The 22541-nt window shown below is 66.2% G+C and carries 21 protein-coding genes; 7 read left to right on the forward strand and 14 right to left on the reverse strand.

Annotated features, from left to right (window positions below):
* Window positions 1-34: 34 nt before the first annotated feature.
* A complete protein-coding gene (locus tag EGT50_RS10330; protein WP_127954043.1) occupies window positions 35-1186 on the reverse strand; it encodes an RNA-guided endonuclease InsQ/TnpB family protein in 1152 nt (383 codons plus the stop codon).
* Window positions 1187-1301: 115 nt separating this feature from the next.
* Between EGT50_RS10330 and EGT50_RS10335 the strand changes: the two genes are divergently transcribed.
* From EGT50_RS10335 to EGT50_RS10345, 3 genes are all read left to right on the forward strand, one after another.
* Window positions 1302-2030: a TetR family transcriptional regulator gene (locus EGT50_RS10335; RefSeq protein WP_127954046.1), complete on the forward strand. Its 729-nt coding sequence runs from the start codon at window positions 1302-1304 to the stop codon at window positions 2028-2030.
* 182 nt (window positions 2031-2212) lie between these two features.
* Window positions 2213-3370: an acyl-CoA dehydrogenase gene (locus EGT50_RS10340; protein ID WP_127954049.1), complete on the forward strand. Its 1158-nt coding sequence runs from the start codon at window positions 2213-2215 to the stop codon at window positions 3368-3370.
* Window positions 3371-3462: 92 nt separating this feature from the next.
* Entirely contained in the window at window positions 3463-4311 is an 849-nt protein-coding gene (locus EGT50_RS10345; protein WP_127954053.1) for a 3-hydroxybutyryl-CoA dehydrogenase, read from the forward strand.
* A 282-nt stretch (window positions 4312-4593) separates the two neighbouring features.
* Here EGT50_RS10345 and EGT50_RS10350 read toward each other — a convergent pair whose 3' ends face one another.
* Window positions 4594-5469: a cyclopropane mycolic acid synthase family methyltransferase gene (locus tag EGT50_RS10350; protein ID WP_127954056.1), complete on the reverse strand. Its 876-nt coding sequence runs from the start codon at window positions 5467-5469 to the stop codon at window positions 4594-4596.
* A gap of 377 nt (window positions 5470-5846) precedes the next feature.
* On the opposite strand from EGT50_RS10350, the gene EGT50_RS10355 reads away from it, so the two are divergent.
* Window positions 5847-7334, forward strand: coding sequence for an MFS transporter (locus EGT50_RS10355; RefSeq protein ID WP_127954059.1), 1488 nt, complete (start codon window positions 5847-5849; stop codon window positions 7332-7334).
* A 32-nt stretch (window positions 7335-7366) separates the two neighbouring features.
* On the opposite strand, the gene EGT50_RS10360 is transcribed toward EGT50_RS10355, so the two are convergent.
* A complete protein-coding gene (locus tag EGT50_RS10360) occupies window positions 7367-8062 on the reverse strand; it encodes a type 1 glutamine amidotransferase domain-containing protein (protein WP_127954062.1) in 696 nt (231 codons plus the stop codon).
* A gap of 306 nt (window positions 8063-8368) precedes the next feature.
* Between EGT50_RS10360 and ilvD the strand changes: the two genes are divergently transcribed.
* Window positions 8369-10075 carry a dihydroxy-acid dehydratase gene (gene ilvD, locus EGT50_RS10365; protein WP_127954065.1) on the forward strand — a complete coding sequence of 569 codons (1707 nt, stop codon included), beginning with the start codon at window positions 8369-8371 and terminating at the stop codon, window positions 10073-10075.
* A 34-nt stretch (window positions 10076-10109) separates the two neighbouring features.
* Here the strand turns inward: ilvD and EGT50_RS10370 are convergent, their stop codons facing one another.
* The 4 genes from EGT50_RS10370 to EGT50_RS10385 form a co-directional block, all read right to left on the reverse strand.
* A complete protein-coding gene (locus EGT50_RS10370) occupies window positions 10110-10766 on the reverse strand; it encodes a chymotrypsin family serine protease (RefSeq protein ID WP_127954069.1) in 657 nt (218 codons plus the stop codon).
* A 186-nt stretch (window positions 10767-10952) separates the two neighbouring features.
* Window positions 10953-11738, reverse strand: a complete 786-nt coding sequence (locus EGT50_RS10375) for a translation initiation factor (RefSeq protein ID WP_127954072.1) — start codon at window positions 11736-11738, stop codon at window positions 10953-10955.
* 161 nt (window positions 11739-11899) lie between these two features.
* Window positions 11900-12661 (reverse strand): SDR family NAD(P)-dependent oxidoreductase, encoded by a 762-nt coding sequence (locus EGT50_RS10380; RefSeq protein ID WP_127954075.1) that lies wholly within the window; start codon window positions 12659-12661, stop codon window positions 11900-11902.
* Between the two features lie 138 nt (window positions 12662-12799).
* The gene (locus tag EGT50_RS10385; RefSeq protein ID WP_127954078.1) at window positions 12800-13717 is read right to left on the reverse strand and encodes a mechanosensitive ion channel family protein; all 918 of its coding nucleotides are present in this window, start codon (window positions 13715-13717) and stop codon (window positions 12800-12802) included.
* 242 nt (window positions 13718-13959) lie between these two features.
* Between EGT50_RS10385 and EGT50_RS10390 the strand changes: the two genes are divergently transcribed.
* Window positions 13960-14316, forward strand: a complete 357-nt coding sequence (locus EGT50_RS10390) for a hypothetical protein (protein WP_127954080.1) — start codon at window positions 13960-13962, stop codon at window positions 14314-14316.
* A gap of 110 nt (window positions 14317-14426) precedes the next feature.
* Here the strand turns inward: EGT50_RS10390 and EGT50_RS10395 are convergent, their stop codons facing one another.
* The 3 genes from EGT50_RS10395 to lpqS all read right to left on the reverse strand — a co-directional run bounded on the left by EGT50_RS10395 (window position 14427) and on the right by lpqS (window position 17370).
* Window positions 14427-15737, reverse strand: coding sequence for an MFS transporter (locus tag EGT50_RS10395; protein WP_127954083.1), 1311 nt, complete (start codon window positions 15735-15737; stop codon window positions 14427-14429).
* On the reverse strand, window positions 15734-16846 hold the full coding sequence (locus tag EGT50_RS10400) for a PLP-dependent cysteine synthase family protein (RefSeq protein WP_127954086.1): 1113 nt from the start codon (window positions 16844-16846) through the stop codon (window positions 15734-15736). Before EGT50_RS10400 ends, EGT50_RS10395 begins: the two co-directional genes overlap by 4 nt.
* A gap of 104 nt (window positions 16847-16950) precedes the next feature.
* Entirely contained in the window at window positions 16951-17370 is a 420-nt protein-coding gene (lpqS, locus tag EGT50_RS10405) for a putative copper homeostasis (lipo)protein LpqS (protein ID WP_235870686.1), read from the reverse strand.
* A 70-nt stretch (window positions 17371-17440) separates the two neighbouring features.
* Between lpqS and EGT50_RS10410 the strand changes: the two genes are divergently transcribed.
* Window positions 17441-18241, forward strand: a complete 801-nt coding sequence (locus tag EGT50_RS10410) for a helix-turn-helix domain-containing protein (RefSeq protein ID WP_235870687.1) — start codon at window positions 17441-17443, stop codon at window positions 18239-18241.
* On the opposite strand, the gene EGT50_RS10415 is transcribed toward EGT50_RS10410, so the two are convergent.
* The 4 genes from EGT50_RS10415 to EGT50_RS10430 all read right to left on the reverse strand — a co-directional run bounded on the left by EGT50_RS10415 (window position 18178) and on the right by EGT50_RS10430 (window position 21831).
* Window positions 18178-18567: a VOC family protein gene (locus tag EGT50_RS10415; RefSeq protein ID WP_127954089.1), complete on the reverse strand. Its 390-nt coding sequence runs from the start codon at window positions 18565-18567 to the stop codon at window positions 18178-18180. The genes EGT50_RS10410 and EGT50_RS10415 overlap by 64 nt on opposite strands.
* Window positions 18568-18653: 86 nt before the next feature.
* A complete protein-coding gene (locus EGT50_RS10420; protein WP_127954092.1) occupies window positions 18654-19862 on the reverse strand; it encodes a lipid-transfer protein in 1209 nt (402 codons plus the stop codon).
* A gap of 149 nt (window positions 19863-20011) precedes the next feature.
* On the reverse strand, window positions 20012-20848 hold the full coding sequence (locus EGT50_RS10425; RefSeq protein WP_127954095.1) for a DUF72 domain-containing protein: 837 nt from the start codon (window positions 20846-20848) through the stop codon (window positions 20012-20014).
* A gap of 77 nt (window positions 20849-20925) precedes the next feature.
* Window positions 20926-21831, reverse strand: coding sequence for a VOC family protein (locus tag EGT50_RS10430; protein WP_127954099.1), 906 nt, complete (start codon window positions 21829-21831; stop codon window positions 20926-20928).
* Window positions 21832-22541: the final 710 nt, after the last annotated feature.

The raw sequence follows: 22541 nt of genomic DNA on the forward strand, positions 1-22541 counted from the left end.
GGTTCCCCACGGCCGAAGCCGGGGGATTTCCAACTCAGACCGCACACACAACCGACCCGGGGGAAGGCCGCGCATGTCTGACGTCGTCGACGCTGGTGTGGCCCCGTTCTGCCACAGCCAGGATCACTCTGGCGGCGTTCCGGTCCCGACCACCGGTGTGTCCGCAGGTCTGGCACCGGAAGGTGCGTTCGTCGAGTCCGAGTCGCTGCTTGGCTCTCGCGAAGCAACTCGAGCACGTCATCGTCGTGTACGCGGGCGCGACGATCACCACCTTCCGGCCGGCCCGCCTGCCGCGGTCGATCAGTTCTCGTTTCGCCGCCCCGATGGCCGCGTCGGCGGCCTTGCGGGCCATCGTCGAACGGGCCAGGAACTTCGGTGTGAAGTCCTCCACCGCGATCAACTGATGGTTGTCGACGACCTTCTTGGCCCAGACGCGCGAATCGTGCCGGTTCTGCCGGGCCGCTTTCTTGTGGAGCTTCGCGGCCTGCCTGCGGGCACGCCGGTAGCCGTTCGACGGCGGGCCACCCTTGCGGTGGCGGCGCGCCATGCGGCGTTGCGCCTTCGCCAGCTCGGCGGCGCACCGTCTCCGGTGGCCGAGATACGGCAGGTCGTGGTGTGCGTCGGTGGTGGTCGCCGTGGTCGTGACACCCCAGTCGACACCGATTCCGCCGTCCACGTCCGGAGCGGTTCGGGCTTCACGGCGTACGACGAACGAGGCGTACCAGTGCCCCAGACTGTCCCGGTACACCCGGACCGAAGTGGGCGCGGACGGCAGCTCCCGCGACCACACCACCGGCACGCTCACCCCCTTCGGCAGCACCAAGCATCGGTCCCGGATCGAGAACCCACGGGTGGTGTATTCGAGCGACGGCAGCGTCTTCTTCCGAGCCTTGAACGCCGGCCGGCCACGGCCCTTCACCGTGAACGAGTGGTCCAGGGCCAGGCCGTAGGTGCGGAGCGTCTGCTGCTGGGCGACCTGGGAACCCGACCGCAGCCACGTGTTCGAGCTGCGGGCGGCGGTGAGGAGTCTCGACAGCTTCCCGAACGTCGGCCTCTGCCCGGACTTGTGGTGGTGGACGGCCTTGTTCCACAGGAACCGGCAGCGATGCCACTCGTCGAGCAACGCCCGCTCGGCCCCCGCGCCGGGGCGCAGCCGATACGTGTACCGCACCACCTCTGCCCCCACGACCGGAAACCTAGCCGACCCCACCGACAGAACAGGAGCAGCCGCATGTTGGACGCACAACCTGACCGCCCTCCCTCCCCACGGCTGAAGCCGGGGGCTTCCCGGGCGGTGCCCGATGAGTGAGCGAGCCGAGGGGATCGGGCCCGACAGCAACGGCGATGCGGCGGACTTCCGGGTACATGTCGCGACGCAAGCCATCCGCCTGTTCGCCGAACGCGGCTACGAGGCGACGACCGTCGACGAAATCGCGGCGGCTGCCGGGGTCTCGCGACGCACGTTCTTCCGACAGTTCCGGTCAAAAGAGGACGTGATCTTCGCCGATCACGAGTCGCTGCTCGAACAGGCGTCGGCGTACCTCGCGACCGCGACCCAGGAGCCGTGGGAGGCGGTGTGCGCGGCCGCCCATCTGGTGTTCGACCGCTTTCGGGAGAACCGTGAACTGTCGGTGCGGCGGTACCAGGTGGTCCAGCGGGTGCCGGCGCTGCGTGACCGCGAATTGGTCACCGGATACCGCTACGAGCGACTGTTCACCGACTATCTGCGGAGTGCGGTGCCGTCGGCCAAAGCCCTGGACATCGTAGGTTTCGCCGCCTCCGTGACGGCGTGCCACAACTACCTGCTGCGCGCGATGATCCGCGGCGACGAGAGCGCGACGCCGACCGAACTCGAGCGGACCCTGGTCGAGATCCGACGCAGGTTCGGGGTGGCCGCTCGAGAGGCCCCGGCCGCGGCACCGGGCAGCTCAGCCGTGGCGGTCGTGACCTACCCGGCCGGAACACCCGTGGACGAGGTGGTCCGGAGGGTGCGCACGCAGCTCGAGGCGTTCGACCAACCCGATCCATGACCGGCACTTAGTGCCTCGCCTTATTGGGACTGTTCGCGAACTGGCATGCACAAGCGGCGGAAACATGCCGCGCAGGTACACTGGTGCACGACCGAATTCGGTGGCACTGAGTGCCTAGAACTTGCTGTCATCAGACCGTTTGCAAAACACTTGACCGTCGCGTACACCCGAGGAGCGTTTCCATGGCCGGCAACCCCGATTTCCCCCTCTTCCAACTGAATGAGGAGCACGAAGAGCTGCGGGCCGCGATCCGCGCACTCTCGGAGAAGGAGATCGCGCCGCACGCGAAGGATGTCGACGAGCAGGCGCGGTTCCCCGAAGAGGCTCTGTCGGCACTCCTTGCATCGGGCTTCAACGCCATCCACGTGCCCGAGGCGTACGACGGCCAGGGCGCGGACTCGGTCGCCGCATGCATCGTGATCGAGGAAGTCGCTCGCGTGTGCGGTTCGTCCTCGCTCATCCCAGCCGTCAACAAGCTCGGGACGATGGGACTCATCCTCAACGGTTCCGAGGACTTGAAGAAGAAGGTGCTGCCCGAGATCGCCGGTGGCGCGATGGCGTCGTACGCGCTCTCCGAGCGCGAGGCCGGCTCCGACGCCGCGAGCATGCGCACCCGCGCGAAGGCCGACGGTGACGACTGGATCTTGAACGGTTCCAAGTGCTGGATCACCAACGGCGGCCGTTCCACTTGGTACACCGTCATGGCCGTGACCGACCCCGACAAGGGCGCCAACGGCATCTCCGCGTTCATGGTCCACAAGGACGACGAGGGCTTCATCGTCGGTCCGCTCGAGCACAAGCTCGGCATCAAGGGCTCCCCGACCGCCGAACTGTACTTCGAGAACTGCCGCATCCCGGGCGACCGCATCATCGGCGCGCCCGGCACCGGCTTCAAGACCGCCCTCGAGACCCTCGACCACACCCGCCCCACCATCGGTGCCCAGGCACTCGGTCTTGCGCAGGGCGCGTTCGACGCGGCCGTCGCCTACACCAAGGACCGCAAGCAGTTCGGCAAGTCGATCGCCGAGTTCCAGAACACCCAGTTCATGCTCGCCGACATGGCGATGAAGATCGAGTCGGCCCGCCTCATGGTCTACACGGCCGCAGCTCGCGCCGAGCGCGGCGAGAAGAACCTCGGCTTCATCTCCGCCGCTGCGAAGTGCCTGGCCTCGGACGTCGCGATGGAGGTCACAACCAACGCTGTCCAGCTGTTCGGCGGCGCCGGCTACACCACGGACTTCCCGGTGGAGCGCATGATGCGTGACGCCAAGATCACCCAGATCTACGAGGGCACCAACCAGATCCAGCGCGTAGTCATGTCGCGGGCGCTCCTGAAGTAATCCTGCACAGCAGTCCTGCTCGAGTAGAAATCTGACCAAAGACAGCACTTCGCCCGACAGGCGAGGTGAAGAGACGACAGTGGAGAATCACCGTGGAGCTAGTTGGCGTGATCGGTGGCGGCACGATGGGTGCCGGCATCGCTGAGGTGTGTGCCAAGGCCGGAAGCGACGTCCTGGTCCTCGAGACCACGCAGGAGTTCGCCGACGCCGCACAGGCGCGCATCGCTAATTCGATCGGCAAGGGCGTCGCCCGCGGCAAGATCACGCAGGAGGAGGCGGACGCCGCCGTCGCCCGTGTTCGCGTGACCCTCGATATCAATGAGTTTGCCGACCGCGACCTGGTCATCGAGGCCGCTCCGGAGATCGAGGCGCTCAAGGCAGACATCTTCGGCCGGCTCGACAAGATCGTGAAGCCGTCCGGGATCCTGGCGACCAACACGTCGTCGATCCCGGTCATCAAGATCGCGAACGCGACCCAGCGTCCGTCGCAGGTCGTTGGTGTCCACTTCTTCAACCCGGTGCCGGTCATGCCGCTGGTGGAGATCGTGGTCAGCCTGGTCACGTCGGAGGAGACGGTCAAGGCCGTCACCGACTACGCGCGTGAGACCCTCGGCAAGAAGGCCGTCCGTGCCGGCGACCGCGCCGGCTTCATTGTCAACGCGCTGCTCATCCCCTACCTGTGCGACGCGGTCCGGATGCTCGAGTCCGGGTATGCGACGGCCGAGGACATCGACGAGGCCATGAAGGGCGGGTGCGGCTACCCCATGGGGCCGTTGACGCTGCTCGACACCGTCGGCCTCGACGTCGCGCTCGCGGCCGCCGAGTCGCTGCACGCCGAGTTCGGTCAACCGCACTACTCGCCGCCGGCCCTGCTCCGCCGCAAGGTCGACGCCGGGCATCTCGGCCGCAAGACCGGCCAGGGCTTCTACAGCTACAAGTAGTCCCGTACAACAGTGCCCCACCGTCTTCGAAGACGGTGGGGCACTGTCACCCTCCCCGGGGCAGCCGGGCCCGGACAGGCTACGGCCCAGATCCCGACGTAGTCGCCTGCGGCACCGACAGCAAGCGGTCTGGACTACGCGTCCGTCAAGCGCACGGCGCTCACGGAGAACGCAAATTCACCTCGGCAGAGATTCTGCGGGACAGTCGATTTCGCTCCCCGGCACCCGAACCTCTACGAGTTATGTTCGCGTGACCCGGCAACGACTCGAGGATGTCGCGGCTTACGCCGACCCCTTCTTGACCAGGGAGAACTGCATAACGTCGACACGTCCGCTGCGGAACTGTTCCGCAGAGCCCGTCAGGTATTTCATGTACCGCTCATAGGTCTCTTCCGAGGCGATCCGGACGGCGTCGTCATGATGGGCAGCGAGCGCGGCGGCCCACAGGTCCAATGTGCGGGCATAGTGCGGCTGCAGGGGCTGAATCCGATCGACAGCGAACCCCGCTCGCTCGGCCGGGGCGGTAACCCATTGCGGTTCGGGTAGCTGACCACCGCGAAAAATCTCTCGAACGATGAAAACGGCGAAGCGAATGTAGTCCTCGGTGACGGGGATGCCCATCTTCTCGAGGGATCCTCGCTGGTAGGCGACGATCGAGTGCAGCAACATGCGCCCATCCGGGGGAAGGAGGTCCCGGCACCTGCCGAAGAACGTGTCGTACCGGTGGCGCCGGAAGTGCTCGAATGCGCCGATGCTGATGATGCGGTCCACGGGCTCGTGGAATTCCTCCCAGCCCTGCAGTCGGACCTCCGCGGTCCGCGGAGCGCGCGGGTTGGAGCGGAGGAGGCTCTTTGTGTGCCGGTACTGGTTTTCGCTGAGGGTGAGGCCGATGACGTTGACATCGTATTTCTCGAGAGCACGCAGCATCGTCGAGCCCCAGCCGCAGCCGATGTCCAGCAACGTCATGCCCGGATGCAGGTCGCACTTGCCGAGCGAGAGATCGATCTTGGCCAGCTGCGCTTGCTCGAGTGTCATGTCCTCACGCTCGAAGTAAGCGCAGCTGTAGGTCATGCTCGGATCGAGGAACAGCTGGAAGAAGTCATCGGCCAGGTCATAGTGGGACTGCACTTGCTTGAAATAGGGCTTGAAATCAGGCATCCGGAGATCCTTACTTCGACCCATCGGGTCAGCTCACGGTCTCCTCGCCAGGGGAGACGACGCTCTCGAACGTACCTGAGCACGACGCCCAGCAGCGCGGCGCAGTCACGATTCTTGGGCGATCTGGCGCAGCATGTCGACCCCTGCGCAAGCACCTCGTAGAAGACCATTTGGCCTGCCAAGCTCGATGTGATGACTCAACGGGGCCGAGGATATGAGCCATCTCTTCTCCCTGGTGATCGCTATTCGGTAGTGCTTGCCTTTTCGGTGTCTTACCACGGAGAGAATGCGTTCTGATTCAACAGACATAACCAAGACAGCTCGATTCGGACAAACCAACTTTGCCTAAGTGGCCGGTTGCGCGCACGATTTATGACATGACCGCTTCAGCGCTCGCGTTGAGCTCGCCACGTGGCCGGTGGGTCGTGGCTGCGACGGTCCTGGGTTCGTCGCTCGCGATGCTCGATGGCACTGTCGTCAACGTCGCGCTGCCCCGCATCGGCAGTGATCTCGGTGCCGAGGTGTCGGGCCTGCAGTGGACGCTGAGTGGTTACACGCTGACCCTGGCGTCGTTCATCCTCCTCGGCGGTGCGCTCGGTGACCGGTTGGGCCGACGACGCGTATTCGTCTGGGGAACGGTGTGGTTCGCGATCGCGTCCGCCTTGTGCGCATTCGCACCGACCGTGAACGTCCTCATCGCCGCGCGCGTGTTGCAGGGCGTCGGTGCAGCCCTGCTCACACCCGGGAGCCTCGCGATCATCTCCGCGTCGTTCGACGAAGACGATCGGGGTGCGGCCATCGGGCTGTGGTCCGGTCTCGGCGGAGTTGCGGCGGCCGTTGGACCCATGCTTGGTGGTTGGCTCGTGGACTTCGCGGGGTGGCGCTCGGTGTTCTTCATCAACCTGCCACTCGCTGTCGCGGTCGTGTGGGTGGCGGCCCGGCACGTGCCCGAGACGCGCGATCCACACCCGCCGGAGCGACTCGATATTCCCGGGTCAGCGCTCGCCGCTGTTGGCCTGGGTGCACTCACCTACGGGCTGATCGAGAAGGTCACGTGGACGGCGATCGCCGGTGCCGTGCTGATGCTTGCGTTCGTGCTGGTCGAGCGGAGATCTCCGTATGCCCTGGTACCGAGTTCGCTTTTCGCGTCACGGGTCTTCGTCGCGGCAAACCTCGTCACCCTCGCCGTGTACGCAGCCCTTGGCGGTGTGTTCTTCCTGCTCATGCTGCAGCTACAGATCGTGTCCGGCTACTCTCCGCTCGCCGCGGGGATGTCGTCGCTGCCGATCACGATCTTGATGCTGCTGCTGTCGTCGCGAGCAGGACGGTGGGCCCAAGTCCACGGACCGCTTGTACCGATGTCCGTCGGGCCACTCTTGGCTGCCGCCGGTCTGCTGCTCATGCTGCGGATCGGCCCCGACGCTCCCTACCTGACGGAGGTCCTGCCTGCCGTTCTGGTATTCGGGCTCGGACTCTCCACGCTCGTCGCGCCCCTGACGGTTGCCGTGCTCGGGTCGGTGTCCACCGACCAGGCCGGCATCGCGTCCGGCGTCAACAACGCCGTGGCCCGGACGAGCCAGTTGCTCGCCGTGGCCGCGCTGCCGGCACTGGCCGGAATCGGGACGGGCGCGCTCGCGGACCCCACCTCGTTCGCATCCGGTTTCCGGATCGCGATGGGCATCTGTGCGGGACTGCTCGTGGCCGGCGCGGCGATCTCCCTCGTCATGATTCCCCGGACCGCGAAGCCCCGGCCCGGGGAACCCCAACCCGAGAAGGCGCTGGAGGAAACGCTCGGTGAGACCGTCGCGTGCAAACCGCGCTGCGACGTCACCGCGCCCGCCGTGCAGCCGCCTCCACAGCGGTGACAGCCACCTCCGGAGTGATGACGAACTAGCGTCTACAGGTCGGCGACAATGCGTTCGGCCAGCGGCCGCGACGACGCCGGATTCTGGCCGGTGTACAGCTTGCGGTCTACGACCACGTGCGGAGCCCAGGCAGCAGCCGCATCGAAGGCCGCCCCCTGCTCACGCAAACGGTCTTCGAGAAGCCAAGCGGCCTTGTCGGCGAGACCGGCCTGCGTCTCTTCCTCGTTCGTGAACCCGGTGAGCTCGTAGCCGTCGAAGATCCAAGAACCGTCGGCCTTCTTGGCCGGCAAGAGTGCGGCGGACGCGTGACAGACGGCGGAGATCACTTTCCCCGCGGTGTAGAACTCGACGAGCAGTTCACCGAACGACTCGGAGACCGCCAGATCCTCCATCGGACCGTGGCCGCCGGGCACGAAAACCAAGTCGAAGTCCTTGACGTCGGCGTCCTCGAGGACCGCGGGGGAATCGAGACCCGGCTTCAGCCGGGCGAGGTACTCCCTCAACTCCTCGGCACGCTCCTCACTCCCATTCACTTCCGCTGCCAGACTCGTCTGATCGACCACCGGCGCCTTGCCTCCAGGAGTCGTGATCACCACGTCATACCCCGCCTCCTCGAATACACGGTGGGATTCGACGAGCTCCTCCGCCCAGTACCCGGTCGGATGGGCCGTTCCGTCGGCCAACGTCCAGTGGTCGGCTGCGGTGACAACGAACAACACTCGCGTCATGGAAGATCCTTAAATTCGGCAATGCAGACTCGTGGTGCAACGCAAGAGAGCCAACGGTATTCCCACGGCGCGGTGCGCCATATCGGCCCAGCGCGGTGCGCCATATCGGCCCAGCGCGGTGCGCCAGATCAGCCCGGCCAAGCTACCTGGCAGGACCCGGCTGGTGCCTCCCGATCAGGGAACAGCACAACCATGCAGAGCGCGCTGAGCGCATCAGTTGACAATCCACACTCCCCCTGACCCCCGCGCAGTGGTTACATGGACCACGGCACCCATCCGTGACCGTCAATCGTTGGGAGCATCGCTGTGACCACCGCGCAGGACAAACCGGACATCAAGCCCCGCAGCCGAGACGTCACCGACGGGCTCGAGAAAACCGCCGCCCGCGGCATGCTGCGGGCGGTCGGCATGAGCGACGACGACTGGGACAAGCCGCAGATCGGAATCGGCTCGTCGTGGAACGAGATCACCCCGTGCAATCTGTCGCTGGACCGACTCGCGGAGGCATGCAAGGACGGGGTCTTCGCGGCGGGCGGCTATCCGCTCGAGTTCGGCACCATCTCGGTGTCCGACGGGATATCGATGGGCCACGAGGGCATGCACTTCTCGCTGGTGTCCAGGGAGGTCATCGCCGACAGCGTCGAGACGGTCATGCAGGCCGAACGCCTCGACGGATCGATCCTGCTCGCCGGCTGCGACAAGTCACTGCCGGGCATGCTCATGGCGGCCGCTCGCCTGAACCTCGCCAACGTGTTCCTCTACGCCGGATCAATCCTGCCGGGCATCGCGAAACTGTCCGACGGCACCGAGAAGGAAGTCACGATCATCGACGCGTTCGAGGCCGTCGGAGCCTGCTCGCGGGGGCTCATGAGCCGCGAGGACGTCGATGCGATCGAGCGCGCCATCTGCCCAGGTGAGGGTGCGTGCGGCGGCATGTACACCGCGAACACCATGGCGTGCGCCGCCGAGGCACTTGGCATGTCCCTGCCCGGCAGCGCCGCTCCCCCCGCCACCGACCGACGCCGCGACGCATTCGCCCGACGCAGCGGCGAGGCCGTCGTGGAGTTGCTCAGGCGGGGCATCACCACCGCCGATATCCTCACCAAGGAAGCGTTCGACAACGCGATCGCCGTCGTCATGGCGTTCGGTGGTTCCACCAACGCGGTACTGCACCTGCTCGCGATCGCCCGTGAGGCGGGGGTCCCGCTCTCGCTCGACGACTTCTCGCGCATCGGCGCCCGCGTCCCCCATCTGGCGGACGTCAAACCGTTCGGCCAACACGTCATGATCGACGTCGATCGGATCGGTGGCGTACCGGTGATCATGAGGGCACTGTTGGACGCCGGCCTGCTGCACGGCGATTGCCTCACTGTCACCGGGCGGACCCTCGCCGAGAACCTCGCCGACATCGCGCCACCAGACCCGGACGGCAAGGTGCTACGCGCGCTCTCATCACCGATCCACCCGACCGGCGGCATCACGATTCTGAAGGGATCCCTGGCGCCGGAAGGCGCGGTCGTGAAATCCGCCGGCTTCGATTCGTCCGTGTTCGAGGGCACGGCGAGGGTCTTCGATCGTGAACGAGCCGCCATGGACGCGCTCGAGGACGGCACGATCACCGCCGGTGACGTCGTCGTGATCCGCTACGAGGGTCCCAAGGGCGGTCCGGGCATGCGCGAGATGCTGGCGATCACTGCCGCCATCAAGGGCGCCGGCCTCGGCAAGGACGTGCTGCTACTCACCGACGGCCGGTTCTCCGGCGGTACCACCGGCCTGTGTGTGGGGCACGTGGCGCCGGAGGCGGTGGACGCCGGACCGATCGCGTTCGTTCGCGACGGCGACAGGATCCGCCTCGACGTCGCGAACGGCGTCCTCGACCTCCTCGTCGACGAGAAAGAACTCGCCTCCCGCGGCAGCAATTGGGAGCCCTTGCCTCCCCGCTACACCCGCGGTGTGCTGGCCAAGTACACCAAACTCGTAGGGTCCGCGTCCGACGGTGCCGTGTGCGGATGAACCTGCACACGGCACCGTCGGAGCGTCGATCAGGTCAGATCGGCGTGAAGCCTGCCCCCACTCCACCAGCTGCATCGAGGTCGTTGAGAATCGGGAGAATGTTCGTCCCCAACTCAGGTCCGAAGCACGCGATGGCCAGGTAGGCGTTCACCATCGCAACCAGCGTGTCGCCGACGACGACCGGCGATCCCGAGTCGCCCTCGACCACGCACATCTGAGTCCAGGTCTCCTGGGTTTGCAGCAGATCGCCATAGACGACGCCACATGTGTAGCCGGTGGTGCGGCCCTGCTTGCAAGCGACCGTCGGGAACTGGGCAGGCGACCCGATGCGGTCGATGGTGACCCGTCCGATGGTGTCGACCGGAGCGACCTTCGACTGGTCGAACTCGATGACCCCGTAATCGTAGTCGGAATTGGACACCACGAACTCGCCGACGACACCGGCGCCAGGATCGGACTCGGACATCACCGGCCACCCGACCTCGCCGCAGTGCCCGGCCGTAATGCCGACGAGCCTGCCGGCGTTGTCATGTCCAATCGTGGTGAGTGTGCACTCGAACTTTTCGTCGATCACGATCCCGGATCCGCCGCCCATTGGGGTCTTGGGCGGTGCAGCGGTCGCAGTGCCGATCCCGACAGTGGCGACAATCAGCGCCAAAATTGCGGAGATCAAGGAAAGTCGCTTGAGCATGTCGCCCCTCCCGGTTGGCGATGCGAATGTGCCGTTCGGTCGATCACCGCCACATGCCTGCTGTCACCTTTGCCTGCACGCCCTCGACGCCAACAGCGTCGAGTAGGCGGGACACTCTATCCGCAACTTTCCCACCGGACGGTCAGTCGCTGGGCGCCCTTGATCCGATCGTCACCGAATCGCCTACTAGGACGTCGCTCCGAGCGCCTCGAGCGCCCGGCGCGCCTCGTCGAGTTCCTTCGACAACGTCGCAATTCGCTGCTCCGCAGCCTCTCGGGCCGCCGAGATGACCGATTGGACTGCCTCGATAACAGTCGGCTCCCCGAGTTCGCGAACGGCCCGGTCGACCGCTTCCGCGGTAACGGGAACGCCCTTGCCCGGCCGCTTCGCGCCGTTTACGACGGTGACCGTCCAATCGTTGTCAGATCCCGCGTGGATGGTGACGCTCACTCCGTTCGGTGCTTTCTTCCCGCGCCGCGAGTTCGGCGTCGCCGTCGAGATCGCAGCTTGCGTCGACGCGGCAGGCTTCGGCGGAGACTTCGGAGCCGAGGTGGACGCGGCAGGCTTCGATGGAGACTTCGGAGCCGAGGTGGACGCGGCAGGCTTCGATGGAGACTTCGGAGCCGAGGTTGGCGCCGACGCCCCGGCGTCCGGCCCAGGTGTGGGCTTGCGTTGCGCCGCTGGGCGTGCGGCGGACTTGGGCGACGCGACCGGCTCCGGGGCTATGCGGGTCATGCGCAATTCCTCGGCCTCGAAGGGCAGTTCGTCATTGACTCCCTTGGGGCGGATGACGACCGTCTTCCCTTCGACCGAAACGACCTTGGCCGAGCATCCGGCCTCGATACCGAGGCTGGGGGTGGCCTCACGCAGATAAACGGTGGCGCGCTTGCCTTCAGCCACGGCCGCGGCCAGCGTCTCGAGGTTCTCCGCGGTTAGGTGTTCCGGCGTCCCGGAACGGCTGCGGGGCGGCATGATGGTGTTCCTCCTGATACCTACCGAAAATTCTGATACCTACCGAAAGTTCAAGCATCGGACACTCTTCCACAGTCCTCCGACAGCCGTTGCGGGGCTGGTGTCGACGTCTCGTCACCACCACTCGCCGGCGGGCAGTCCCGTGATGCGACGGCGGGCCGTCACCCCCAGCGGGACTGCCCGCCGTCAAGCGGAATCGTCGCGCCGGTGAGGTACCCGGCGTCGTCGCCGACGAGGAAGAGGACGGCGCGCCCGATGTCGGACTCTGCGTCACCGATGCGACGCAGGGGTATACCGGCCCGGAACTCCTCGGCCTCCTCCGGGAACTTGTTGATCCACCATTCGAGGGCCGGCGACAAGGCATGCGGGGCGATGGCATTGACGCGGATCCCGTCGACGCCCCATTCGCAGGCGGCGGCTCGCGTCAATGCCCGCATGCTCTCCTTGGTCGCGGCGTACGCGCCGTAGTTGCTCGCGTCCCAGCGCACCGCGGCCGAGGTCACCAGGTTGATGATCGATCCGCCGCCACGCTCCTTCATCGTGGGGTAACACGCGCGCATCAGACGCAGCGTCGCGAGGGGGCCGGTAGCGAACCCACGCTCGAAGTCCTCGTCCTTGACCGACAGCAACGGGCCCGGGCCAATGTCGTTGGCATTGTTGACGAGAATGTCGATACCGCCGAAGTGCTCGAGGGTGCGTTCGACCGCTGCGGTGATGTCGTCGGCGTTGCTCACGTCGCACCGGATTGCTGTCGCCCTGCCGCCGTATGACTCGATCTGTTCAACCGTCTTGACGAGCTTGGACTCGGTGCGGCCGACGACAGCTATCTCGACGCCCTCCTTGGCCAGCGCGTGCGCGATGCCCTGACCGATACCCTGTCCAGCGCCCGTGATCAGCGCGATCTTGCCGTCGAGCTTGCCCATGTGTGTACGCCCTCAAAGTCTCGTGAACTGGGAAGATGTGGTGAAAGACCTCTATTCTCAACCAAGCATTTGCTTGACGAAGCACTTTGGGGAAATTCGACGCGGCAACTCCTGAGTCGACCATCACGGCCGTTGCGGTCAGTCCTGCAAGCTCGCCTGTAGAGAGGACAGCAACGCAAACGGGGCCGCGATGTCGTGCTCGTCGAACGCGGTGAGCACCGCCTGGGTGATATGCCGTCGGACAGCCCACTGGCGGCCTGGCTTGACCCGGACGGTAAGTCTCAGCATCACCGCTTCCGCCGTCACACCGTTGACGCCCAGCATCTCCGGCGGTTCGAGCACCGAATCGGCGATCGCGTCGTCCTCGGCTGCGGCGAGTGCAGCGGTGAGCGCGATTTCGGTCGCATTCGGGACGGAGGCGCTGTGCGCGATCGGCACGTCGATCACCGCGACAGCATGGCCCTGGCTCATGTTGCCTACCCGTGCGATCTCGCCGTTCCGGCAGTACCACAAGGTTCCACTCAGATCGCGGATCGTCGTGACACGCAGCCCGACGGTCTCGACCGTGCCGACCGCGTCACCGACGTCGACGATGTCGCCCACCCCGTACTGATCCTCGAGGAGCATGAACATGCCGGTCAGGAAGTCTCGCACCAGATTCTGCGCGCCGAAACCGAGAGCCACCCCCACGACACCAGCGGACGCAACGAGCGGTGCGACATTGACGTCGAAGACGGTGAGAATCTGCAGCACGCCCCAGGCGAGCGTGACTATCGAGATGCCCGACTTCAGCACCGACCCGATGGTCCGAGCTCGCTGGGACCGCCGCTGCCCGATGACGGTGTCTCGAGCGCCTGCAGGGATCCGTTCCTTGAACGGGCGGAGCAGCCGAGGCTCTCGGTCGGGTACATCCCGCGTGGCACGATCGATAACGCGGTGGAGCACGAAACGCAGCACCAAGGCAAGCACGGCGTAGACCGCGACTTGGATGGGTCGCTCGATCAACCACATTCGTGTGGTGTCAGTCCATTCAAGTGCAGCCGTTTCGTACGTCATCCCCGTCAACCCTACGGAAGGATTCCGTCGCCGCAACGCGGCGTAGGCCGCCGCGGGCGGCTGTGAGGGAAGACTCACTCCCCCCGATGAAGATCCATCCGCGTTGACACCTGCGGATACCTCCGGGGCTAACACGAAGGTGAATGTGTCCCGTTTTGCCCACCGAGGTCGCCGTTGTCGTATTTCATACTTCTGAGGTCCGTAATTGATACTTTCCACGTCCACAGAGGGGAGCCCGAACGATGGCAGTGGAGAACAACTCGATGACCCGCCGATCGCGGATGCGGCCGGCGGTTGCGGCAGCCGCTGTGGCCGCGGGAGCGGCGGCAATGATGGCAGTCGCTCCAGCCACAGCGACAGCGTCGTCGTCCGCGGAGCCCAGCCTCCCGGTCCTCGACTCGCCCTTCCCCCTCCCTGACATCGTGGCCACGCTCATCGAACTGTTCGATTTCCCCGTCATGGATCCTGGCGCCACGGGAAGCCTGGGCAGCGCGGGCGGTGTGGGCAGCGTGGGCAGCGTGATCATCACACCCGGCAGCTCCGGGGGCGGCAGCGCGGGCAGCAACTACGGCAGCGTGGTCGACGGCCCGGAGAGCTGATCACCCGGGCATTCGAGCACGGAACCAGAGGGGCCCTTCCCGCGATCGCGGGAAGGGCCCCTCCCTCTGTCGAATCGGTCCAGCCGAGTGGGCGGCCGGTCGGTCGGCTTCTACCGAGGACGTGACGCCACCGCGTCGCCAGCGGCTGTGACCTCTTCCGCGTCCTGATTGTCGAGAGCCCCGTCCGGGTTCGGGCGCAGCCCTCCGGACCGCTCGAGGAAGAACAGAACGGTCACGCAGGCGACGCCGACACCGGCAAGGGCCACCCAGATCAGAGACCCCAGCTGAGCACCGCTGAGGAACCCGAAGACCGCACCTGTGCCGAGGTTGCCGAGCAAGATCCCGATCCCGACGATGGTGTTGTAGAACCCGTAGTGGGTGGCCACCAACCGACCCCCTGACAGAGCTACGACGGTGTCCATCTCGAACGGGAACACCGCCGCCGTGCCGACGGCGAGCAAGGCCGCGGTCAGGATCAGGGCACCCGCGGCGGCTGGACCGCCGGCCGGCCCCGGAACCAGGATCAGCGGCACGAACGCCGCCGCCATGATCATCATGCCGATCACCAGGGACCGCCCCGACCCCCAGCGGCGGGAGAACCAGGCGGTGATTCGCAACTGGCCGACGATTGCCACGATGCCGGAGACCACGAACAGCGAGGTCACCAGCGCCGTGTCCGAGCGGCCGTCGCCGACCACCACCGCTGCCTGCAGTGGCAACGCCAGATAGACCTGGAAGGTCAACACGTAGGACCCGATCATCGCAACCGCAAAGAGCACGAAGGACCGGTTCTTTGCCACCACCCGCCAGTCGTCGAGCACCGAGGACTTCTCGGTGACCGGTTCAGCCCGGTGGGCCGGCAGCGCCCAGATTTGCACCACGGTCAAGACACCGAAGACCGCGGCCGCCGCCAACGCGGTGATCCGGAAGTCGAGGACGGTCAGTGCGAGGCCGATCAGCGGTCCGAGCAGAATCCCGGCCTGGTAGAAGACGTTGAAAACAGCGAACGCTTCCACCCTGCGCGGACCAGCGTCAGCGGCGAGGTAGGCGCGCACCGCAGGGTTGAACAGGGCGCCGGCGAATCCGGTGGCCGCCGACGCGATCAGGATCGCGGGCAACGACTCGACCGCGGCGAGAAGCGCGAACCCGCCTACCCGCAGCACGCAGCCGGCGACGATGAGCGGCTTGTACCCGAGCCGGTCGGCGAGGGTGCCGCCCACCAGGAACATGCCCTGCTGGGAGAAGTTGCGCACTCCGAGCACCAACCCGACCGCCCACGCAGCGAGCCCGAGTGGGCCCGCCAGGTATCCGGCCAGATAGGGCATCAGCATGTAGAAGCCGACGTTGATGGAGAACTGGTTCACCATCAGTACTTGGGCGGGCCGGTCGAAGCTCCGGAACTGAGCGACGAGGTTGGTCATGCAGCGGCCTCGGTGGGGTTGATGACGTTGGCGCACCGAGTCCAGGACTGGACGACCTGTTCGGCCGGGTGGTCGATGGTGGCCGGCTCGGTGGGCGGGTCGTCATCGAGCAGGCCATGCTCGGCGCAGTAGTCGTCGTTGTAGACGGTGTCGAAGTAGCGCTGGGGGCCGTCTGGGAAGATGGCCGCGACCCGGGTCTCCGGTGCGCTTGTACGGGCGATCCACCCGGCCGTGAGCGCCACCGCCCCCACACTCCAGCCCCCACTGGCGTAGTGGGTGGACGCCAGGGTGCGGCAAGACCAAACCGCCTCGTGGGGAGCCACCCAATGCACCTCGTCGAAGGCGGCGTAATCGATGTTGTCGGGGTAGATGCTCGAGCCCAGCCCGCGCATGAGGCGGTTGCGAGAGGGTTGCCCGAAGATCGTCGACCCGACGGTGTCCACCCCGACCAGCTTCAGATCCGGGCAGAACTGCCGCAGCTTCCTCGCCACGCCTGCGGAGTGTCCTCCGGTGCCCACGGAGCAGACCAGCACGTCGACCCGGCCGAGTTGGGCGATGAGTTCGACAGCAAGCGAGTGGTAGGCGTCGACGTTGTCGGGGTTGGTGTATTGATCCGGGCACCACGATCCCGGATGGGTGTCCAAGAGTTCGGCGACTTTGTCGCGCCGGGCCTGTTGCCAGCCGCCGGTGGGGTGCGGGTCGGTGACCAGTTCCACGTTGGCGCCGTAGGCGGACAGCATCCGGTGCAGGATCGGTTCGAGTCCCGGGTCGGTGACGAGGGTGACCGGGTGGTGGTGGACGACCCCAGCCAGCGCCAGGCCCAGACCCAGCGTGCCGCTGGTGGATTCGATGATCATGGCGCCGGGGGCGAGGTCTCCGCGGGCCTTGGCCTGTTCGACCATGTGCAGGGCGGGGCGGTCCTTCATGCCGCCGGGATTGGCGCCTTCGAGTTTCGCCCAGAAGCCGCGACCGGCGTCGGCGAAGGGTTGATCGATCCACAGGACCGGGGTGTTGCCGACCATGGTGCTCGGTTGGGGACAGCGGTTCGCGGTCGTCAGCAGGTGGGCGGGGGAGGGCGGAACCAGTGTGGTGGAAAGGGAATTGCTCATGGGAATGATCTCTGTATCCGACTGCATCAGTTGCAGTGCATGGGTGAAATGGGCAGCACGGTCAGGCCCTGCGGAGAAGTTCTCCCCGGGCCTCCGGCTGCCGATCAGCACCTGTTGATACAGAGGTCGTTCAAGATGGTCCGGCCGGGCCGGGCGGGCGACGGTGGGCCACGCGGGGCCAGGGGTGTCCAGGCGGTGAGCACAAACACGACGGCCGCAGCGAGCGCGACCGCGCCGACTAAGGCGAGGGTCAGCGTCCGCAGCTGATTGTCCGAGCGAGGCATGGCCACGACCGTGAGAGCCTCGTGCGAGAGGGGAGCCGAGCCGTCGTCGATGTGCGCGTGCCCAGGTGCTACTTCCTGGGCGAGCAGCGCGGACGAGGACGAGGCGACGTGATCGTTGTCACCGGCGTAGTCATCGCCGAAGAAGATTCCACACTGGGCGATCGTGTGAGCTAGCAGATAGAGAGCAGCGGCGACAGCGACGACCATCCGCATACCCGCGGGGCGTATCGCAAGTGCCATTTCCGCGACTGTAGCAGCGCCGGCGGCCAGGTCCCGGGGTGTGTGACCGACGCAATCAGATAACACGTTTGTGGTTTACAAGCAGTCGGATCAGGTGTCGCTCGCGTGTCAGCTCGTCAGCCCCGCGTGCTCCAATTTGGCGGTGTACAACGAGTACCCGTCATCGGTGGTCCCCGGGGCCACCGTCTGGCACAGCGCGCGGACGAGCTTCGGTGAGGTTCTTCCCGACGGTTGCATGGACCTCGTGTGGCGCGACGGCGACGTCATGGTCGCCGGACCCGACACCCGCCCGTTCACGGTCACCGCGTCGTCTGCTCCCCAGGTCGGGCTGCGGTTCCCGCCCGGTCTGCTGCCCCATCTGCTGGGTCTCCCGGCGGCGCACTTGCGCAATCTCCGGGTTCCGCTCGCCGACGTCATCGGCGGACGCGAGGCAGCGCGCGTCGTCGGCCTGGACCAGGCCGACGTTGCAGACGCCTTCGAGACGTTCGGCCGATCTCGACTGACCGCGATGGGGCCTCCGGACCCGGTCGTGGGGGCAGCGGCGCACCTTCTCCGGACAGGGTCGGTGGTCGCGGACGTCGCCATCGCCACGAGACTGTCCGTGCGCTCCCTGCACCGGCTGTCGACCCGCAGTTTCGGTTACGGGCCCAAGACCCTCGCCGGGATCCTGCGCCTGCAGCGGGCGCAGGATCTCGCGTCGCGCGGCGTCGCGTCTGCCGTCGTAGCCGCCGAGTGCGGCTACGCCGACCAGGCTCATCTCATCCGTGAGTCCCGCCGCATCACGGGCCGCCCATTCGGCGCGTTGCGTCAAGCCGGCAGCGACGCGAACAGATCCACACCGTTGCCGTCCGGATCGGCGACCGTCGCGTAGCGCTGCCCCCACGGGGCGTCGAACGGCTCGACCCTGCCGTGCCCGGCCTGGGCGAGCCGCGCCCACACTTCGTTCACCTGATCGGGACTGCCGCACTCGAACGCGAGCGAGACGCGGGAGTCACCGGTCGGCGCGGTGTACGGGCCGCCGAACGATTCCACCACCGCAACGGTGTCCCACATCAGGTGCATACCGCCGGCGACCACTTCGACGTGCGGCTGTGTCTCGGCGTCGGCAGGGATGCCGAGGCCGAGCAAGCGATAGAACCGCAGGGACGCGGCGAGATCCGTCGTGACGAGGCCGATCGCCTTCAGCTGAGGAGTCATGTCGCCGATACTATGGAGCCGGTGGACGGCCCCTATTGGATCTTTCGGACAGTTGGATCTCGACGAGCTTCCTGTGCGACGGGCCGTTACGACCCCTTGGAAATGGTCCCGGCCCGATACAGCGTGACGACACACGCGCCACCGAGGCCGAGGTTGTGCTGCAGACCCACGCGGGCGCCGTCGACCTGGCGGGCGTCGGCCTCACCTCGCAGCTGCCACGTCAGCTCGGCGCATTGCGCCAGGCCCGTTGCCCCGAGTGGATGACCCTTCGAGATCAGGCCGCCCGACGGGTTCACCACGACCCTGCCGCCGTAGGTGGTGGCACCCGACTCGGCGAGCTTGCCGCCCTCGCCAGGCTCGCATAATCCGAGGCCTTCGTAGGTGATGATCTCGTTGATCGCGAAACAGTCGTGCAGCTCGATCACATCGACGTCGTCGATCGTCAGCCCCGATTCGGTGAAGACCTGGTTGGCGGCTGCACGCGTCATAGGGGCACCGACCACGTCGACCATCGACCTGTCGGCGAACGCCTTCGCGGTGTCGGTGGTGAGGGCCTGCGCGACGATCTCGACGGCCTGGGCCTCGAGCCCGTGCTCCCGCACGAACCGCTCGCTGACGACGACCGCGGCACCCGCCCCGTCCGAGGTGGGCGAGCACTGCGATCGAGTGAGCGGCGGGTGGATCATCTTGTCGTCCAACACCTGCTGCAGCGTGTACTCGTCGCGGAACTGCGCATAGGGGTTGTTCACCGAGTGCCTGTGGTTCTTGACCGCGACGGAAGCGATCTGCGCGGTGGTGGTGCCGTAACGCTCCATGTGTTCGAGAGCTGCGTTCCCGAACAGTTGCGCCGTCATGGGGCCACGACCCCACTCGTACTTCGCGGTCATCACCTTCAGGTGGTCGTCGAGGGTGGTGACCTTCGGTAACTCCCCGGTGCCGGCGAGCGCGGTCTTGGTCATCTTCTCGAATCCCACCGCGAGCGCGACATCGACGACGCCGGCCTGCACCCACTCACGAGCCAGCATCAGCGCCGAAGAACCGGTGGCACAGTTGTTGTTGACGTTGACGATGGGGATCCCGGTCAGACCGATCTCGTACAGTGCGCGTTGCCCGGCCGCCGACGGCTGGAAGACGTAGCCGACCGCCGCGCGCTGCACCCGCGCGTACGAGATCCCGGCATCGACGAGCGCCGAGCCCACCGCCTCGGTCACCATGTCCGGGTACTCCCAGTCCCGAGACTCGATCTTCTCGAACTTGGTCATGCCCACGCCGATGACGAACGTGCGATTGCTCATGCGTCGAACTCACTTTCGGGACTCAGGCGCGGCGGACTAAAGGATCCGCTCGCCGGCGAAGTCGAACAACCCAGATGTTGAACAACCCATTGGTCGTACCACCTGTGGTCGCCACACATTGCGGATTCAAGAAGTTCACCGCATCAAGTTCACCGCATCGAACGGCGGTCCTCGCCGAGTCGGTGCAGGAGCGCCATGGCGTCGAACGGTGCCCGCCCCTTCATGTCGTTGTCGAAGTAGACGAAGACGTCCTGCCCTTCGGTGGACCATCCCCGGACCCGCGCGGCCCAGTCGTCGAGCGCCGCGTCGGTGTAGCCGCTCGCATACAGTTCGGCGTCGCCGTGCAGCCGCGCGTAGCGGAAGTCCGTCGTCTGCTCGTCGATGCGCGGGTAGCGCCCCGCTGTGTCGGCGAGGACAAGGGCGACACCGTGATTGCGGGCGATCGACATGGTCTCGGGAACCGCGAAGCTCGCGTGCCGCACCTCCAGCGCGTGCCGGATCGGACGTTCGGCGTCGGTGACGGCGAGAACCCGGTCGTCGGGAAGCTTGTCGTCGCGACGCGCGGCGAGGGCGCACGCGGCCGCCGTCGTTTCCGGCAGCAGATCCAGGAACTCATCCAGACGCTCGGCGTCGAAGTGCATGTTCGGCGGCAGCTGCCACAGGATCGGGCCGAGCTTGCCGCGCAACGCCAGCACCCCCGACGCGAAGAAGTTCGCAAGTGGCGTCTCGACGTCCAGGAGCCTGCGTACATGGGTGATGTAGCGTCCGCCCTTCACGGCGAACACGAAGTCGTCGGGGGTCTCGTCACGCCACTTCGCGTAGCTCGATGGCTTCTGCAGCGCGTAGAACGACCCGTTGATCTCGATCGACGTCACGTGCTCGGCGGCGTACCGCAGCTCCTCGCGGTGGACGAGTCCCTCCGGGAAGAAGTCGCCGCGCCACCCCGGATACGTCCACCCGGAGATGCCCACACGGACGTCCGCCATGCGCCGGAGTGTAGCCCCGGTCAGTGGCAGGTAAGGCCCGGTTTCCTGGGCCCGGGGCACATGTCGTCTTCCGACGATCAGTCCTTCGGGACGAATGCCTCCAACGGCTCCGATGCAGACCAGTCGTGGCCCCAGTAGCTGTCAGCGGTGATTTCCTCGGCCGTGTAGTAGGTCTCGTCGACCAACATGCCGTCGGTACCGAACTCGAGATCCCAGCCTCCTGGAGCGCGCACGTAGAACGACACCATCTTGTCGTTCGTGTGGCGTCCGAGGGTCGAGGAGATCGTGAAGCCGAGCTTGGTGACACGGTCGAGCGCCTGACCGACGGTGTCGAGGGTGTCGACCTCCGTCATCAGATGGATCAAGCCGGGCTGCTCGGTCGGCGGCGCCGGACACAGCGCAAGGCTGTGGTGACGCCGGTTGACGCCGAGGAAGCGGACGCGCGAGACCCCGTCCGGCAACCGCAAGGCACCCCGGGGCATGAAGCCGAGCACCTCGGTGTAGAAGGAGTAAGACTCCGCGAACTTCGCGGTCGGCAGCACGAGGTGACCGAGGCCCTGCTCGGCGGTGACCCAGCGGCCGCCGTACGGCGTGACGAGCGGGCTGTGGTCGAGAACGGCGCCGGAGAAGACCTCGAGGCGGGTGCCCACCGGATCGTCGAACGCGATGACCTTCTCGGCCCCGCGGTAGTCGGCCCCCTCCACGGACAACTCGTCGACCGTGATACCGGCGCCCTCGACGGCCTCGCGAACGCGGCGTAGAGCGAACTCGTCCCGCACCTCCCAGCCGACCGCCACTGCCCTGTCCGAATCGCCCGGCAGGACGATGAGGCGGGCAGGCCGCTCGTCGATTCGCAGATAGAGCCCGTCCGGATCGGGTCCCGAACCGATCGCCATGCCCAGGCCGTCGACGACGAGCTCACGCCAGCGAGCCACGTGCCGACTCTGAATCCTGAGGTATCCGAGGCCCCGGATCTCCGTCATGTCTTCAATCCTCCCCTGCGCGGGCGATGCCGTGGGGTGGAACGAGTATCGCGTCTTCGGAAGTGATCAGCGGAGGGACTGAGACAGCAGGTCGCCGCGACGACAGGGAGTGGGGCAACAGCGCATTGCCTTTCGGACGGCGGGCCCCGAAGAGACTCGGTGTCACGCAGTAGGGACTCGGTGTCACACAGAAGGGACTCGGTGTCACACAATGGAGTTCGTAGCTACCGAACAACATTCTTGGGGCCGGCTTCTCGGTTCCGACTGTGGCCGAAGCGTGATCCGATAGGTGTGCAGCCGTGGTGTGGGCAGACATTCGACTACACCACCGACCCGAGTCTGGCTCTCAACCGTGATGTACGAAATAGGCTATGCCTCAGCATGACTCGTTGATTACGTCATGGATAGCGATCAATCCGAAGCCCACCACCCCACGGGGAACCGTGATGTTGTGTCGTTGACACCCCACGCACGGTGAGTAGCATTGGCAATTGCGAATTCCACCCACTCCGATACCAAGTTTCGCGTGATCGGAGCCTGTTTGCGGCCTCGCTGACCGCGGGGACGATAGGTAGTGGGTGCCGCATGACGGGCAAGCTCTGCGGTGTCGCCAAGCTCGGCGGTGTCGCCTCTTGCGCTGTCCGCCCTCCCATGACGCGGGATCGCCGAATCGATGCGCAGCTCGCGGTAGGCCAGGGGAGGCGAGGAAT

The sequence above is a fragment of the Rhodococcus xishaensis genome (genome assembly GCF_004011825.1).
Lineage (GTDB): Bacteria > Actinomycetota > Actinomycetes > Mycobacteriales > Mycobacteriaceae > Prescottella > Prescottella xishaensis.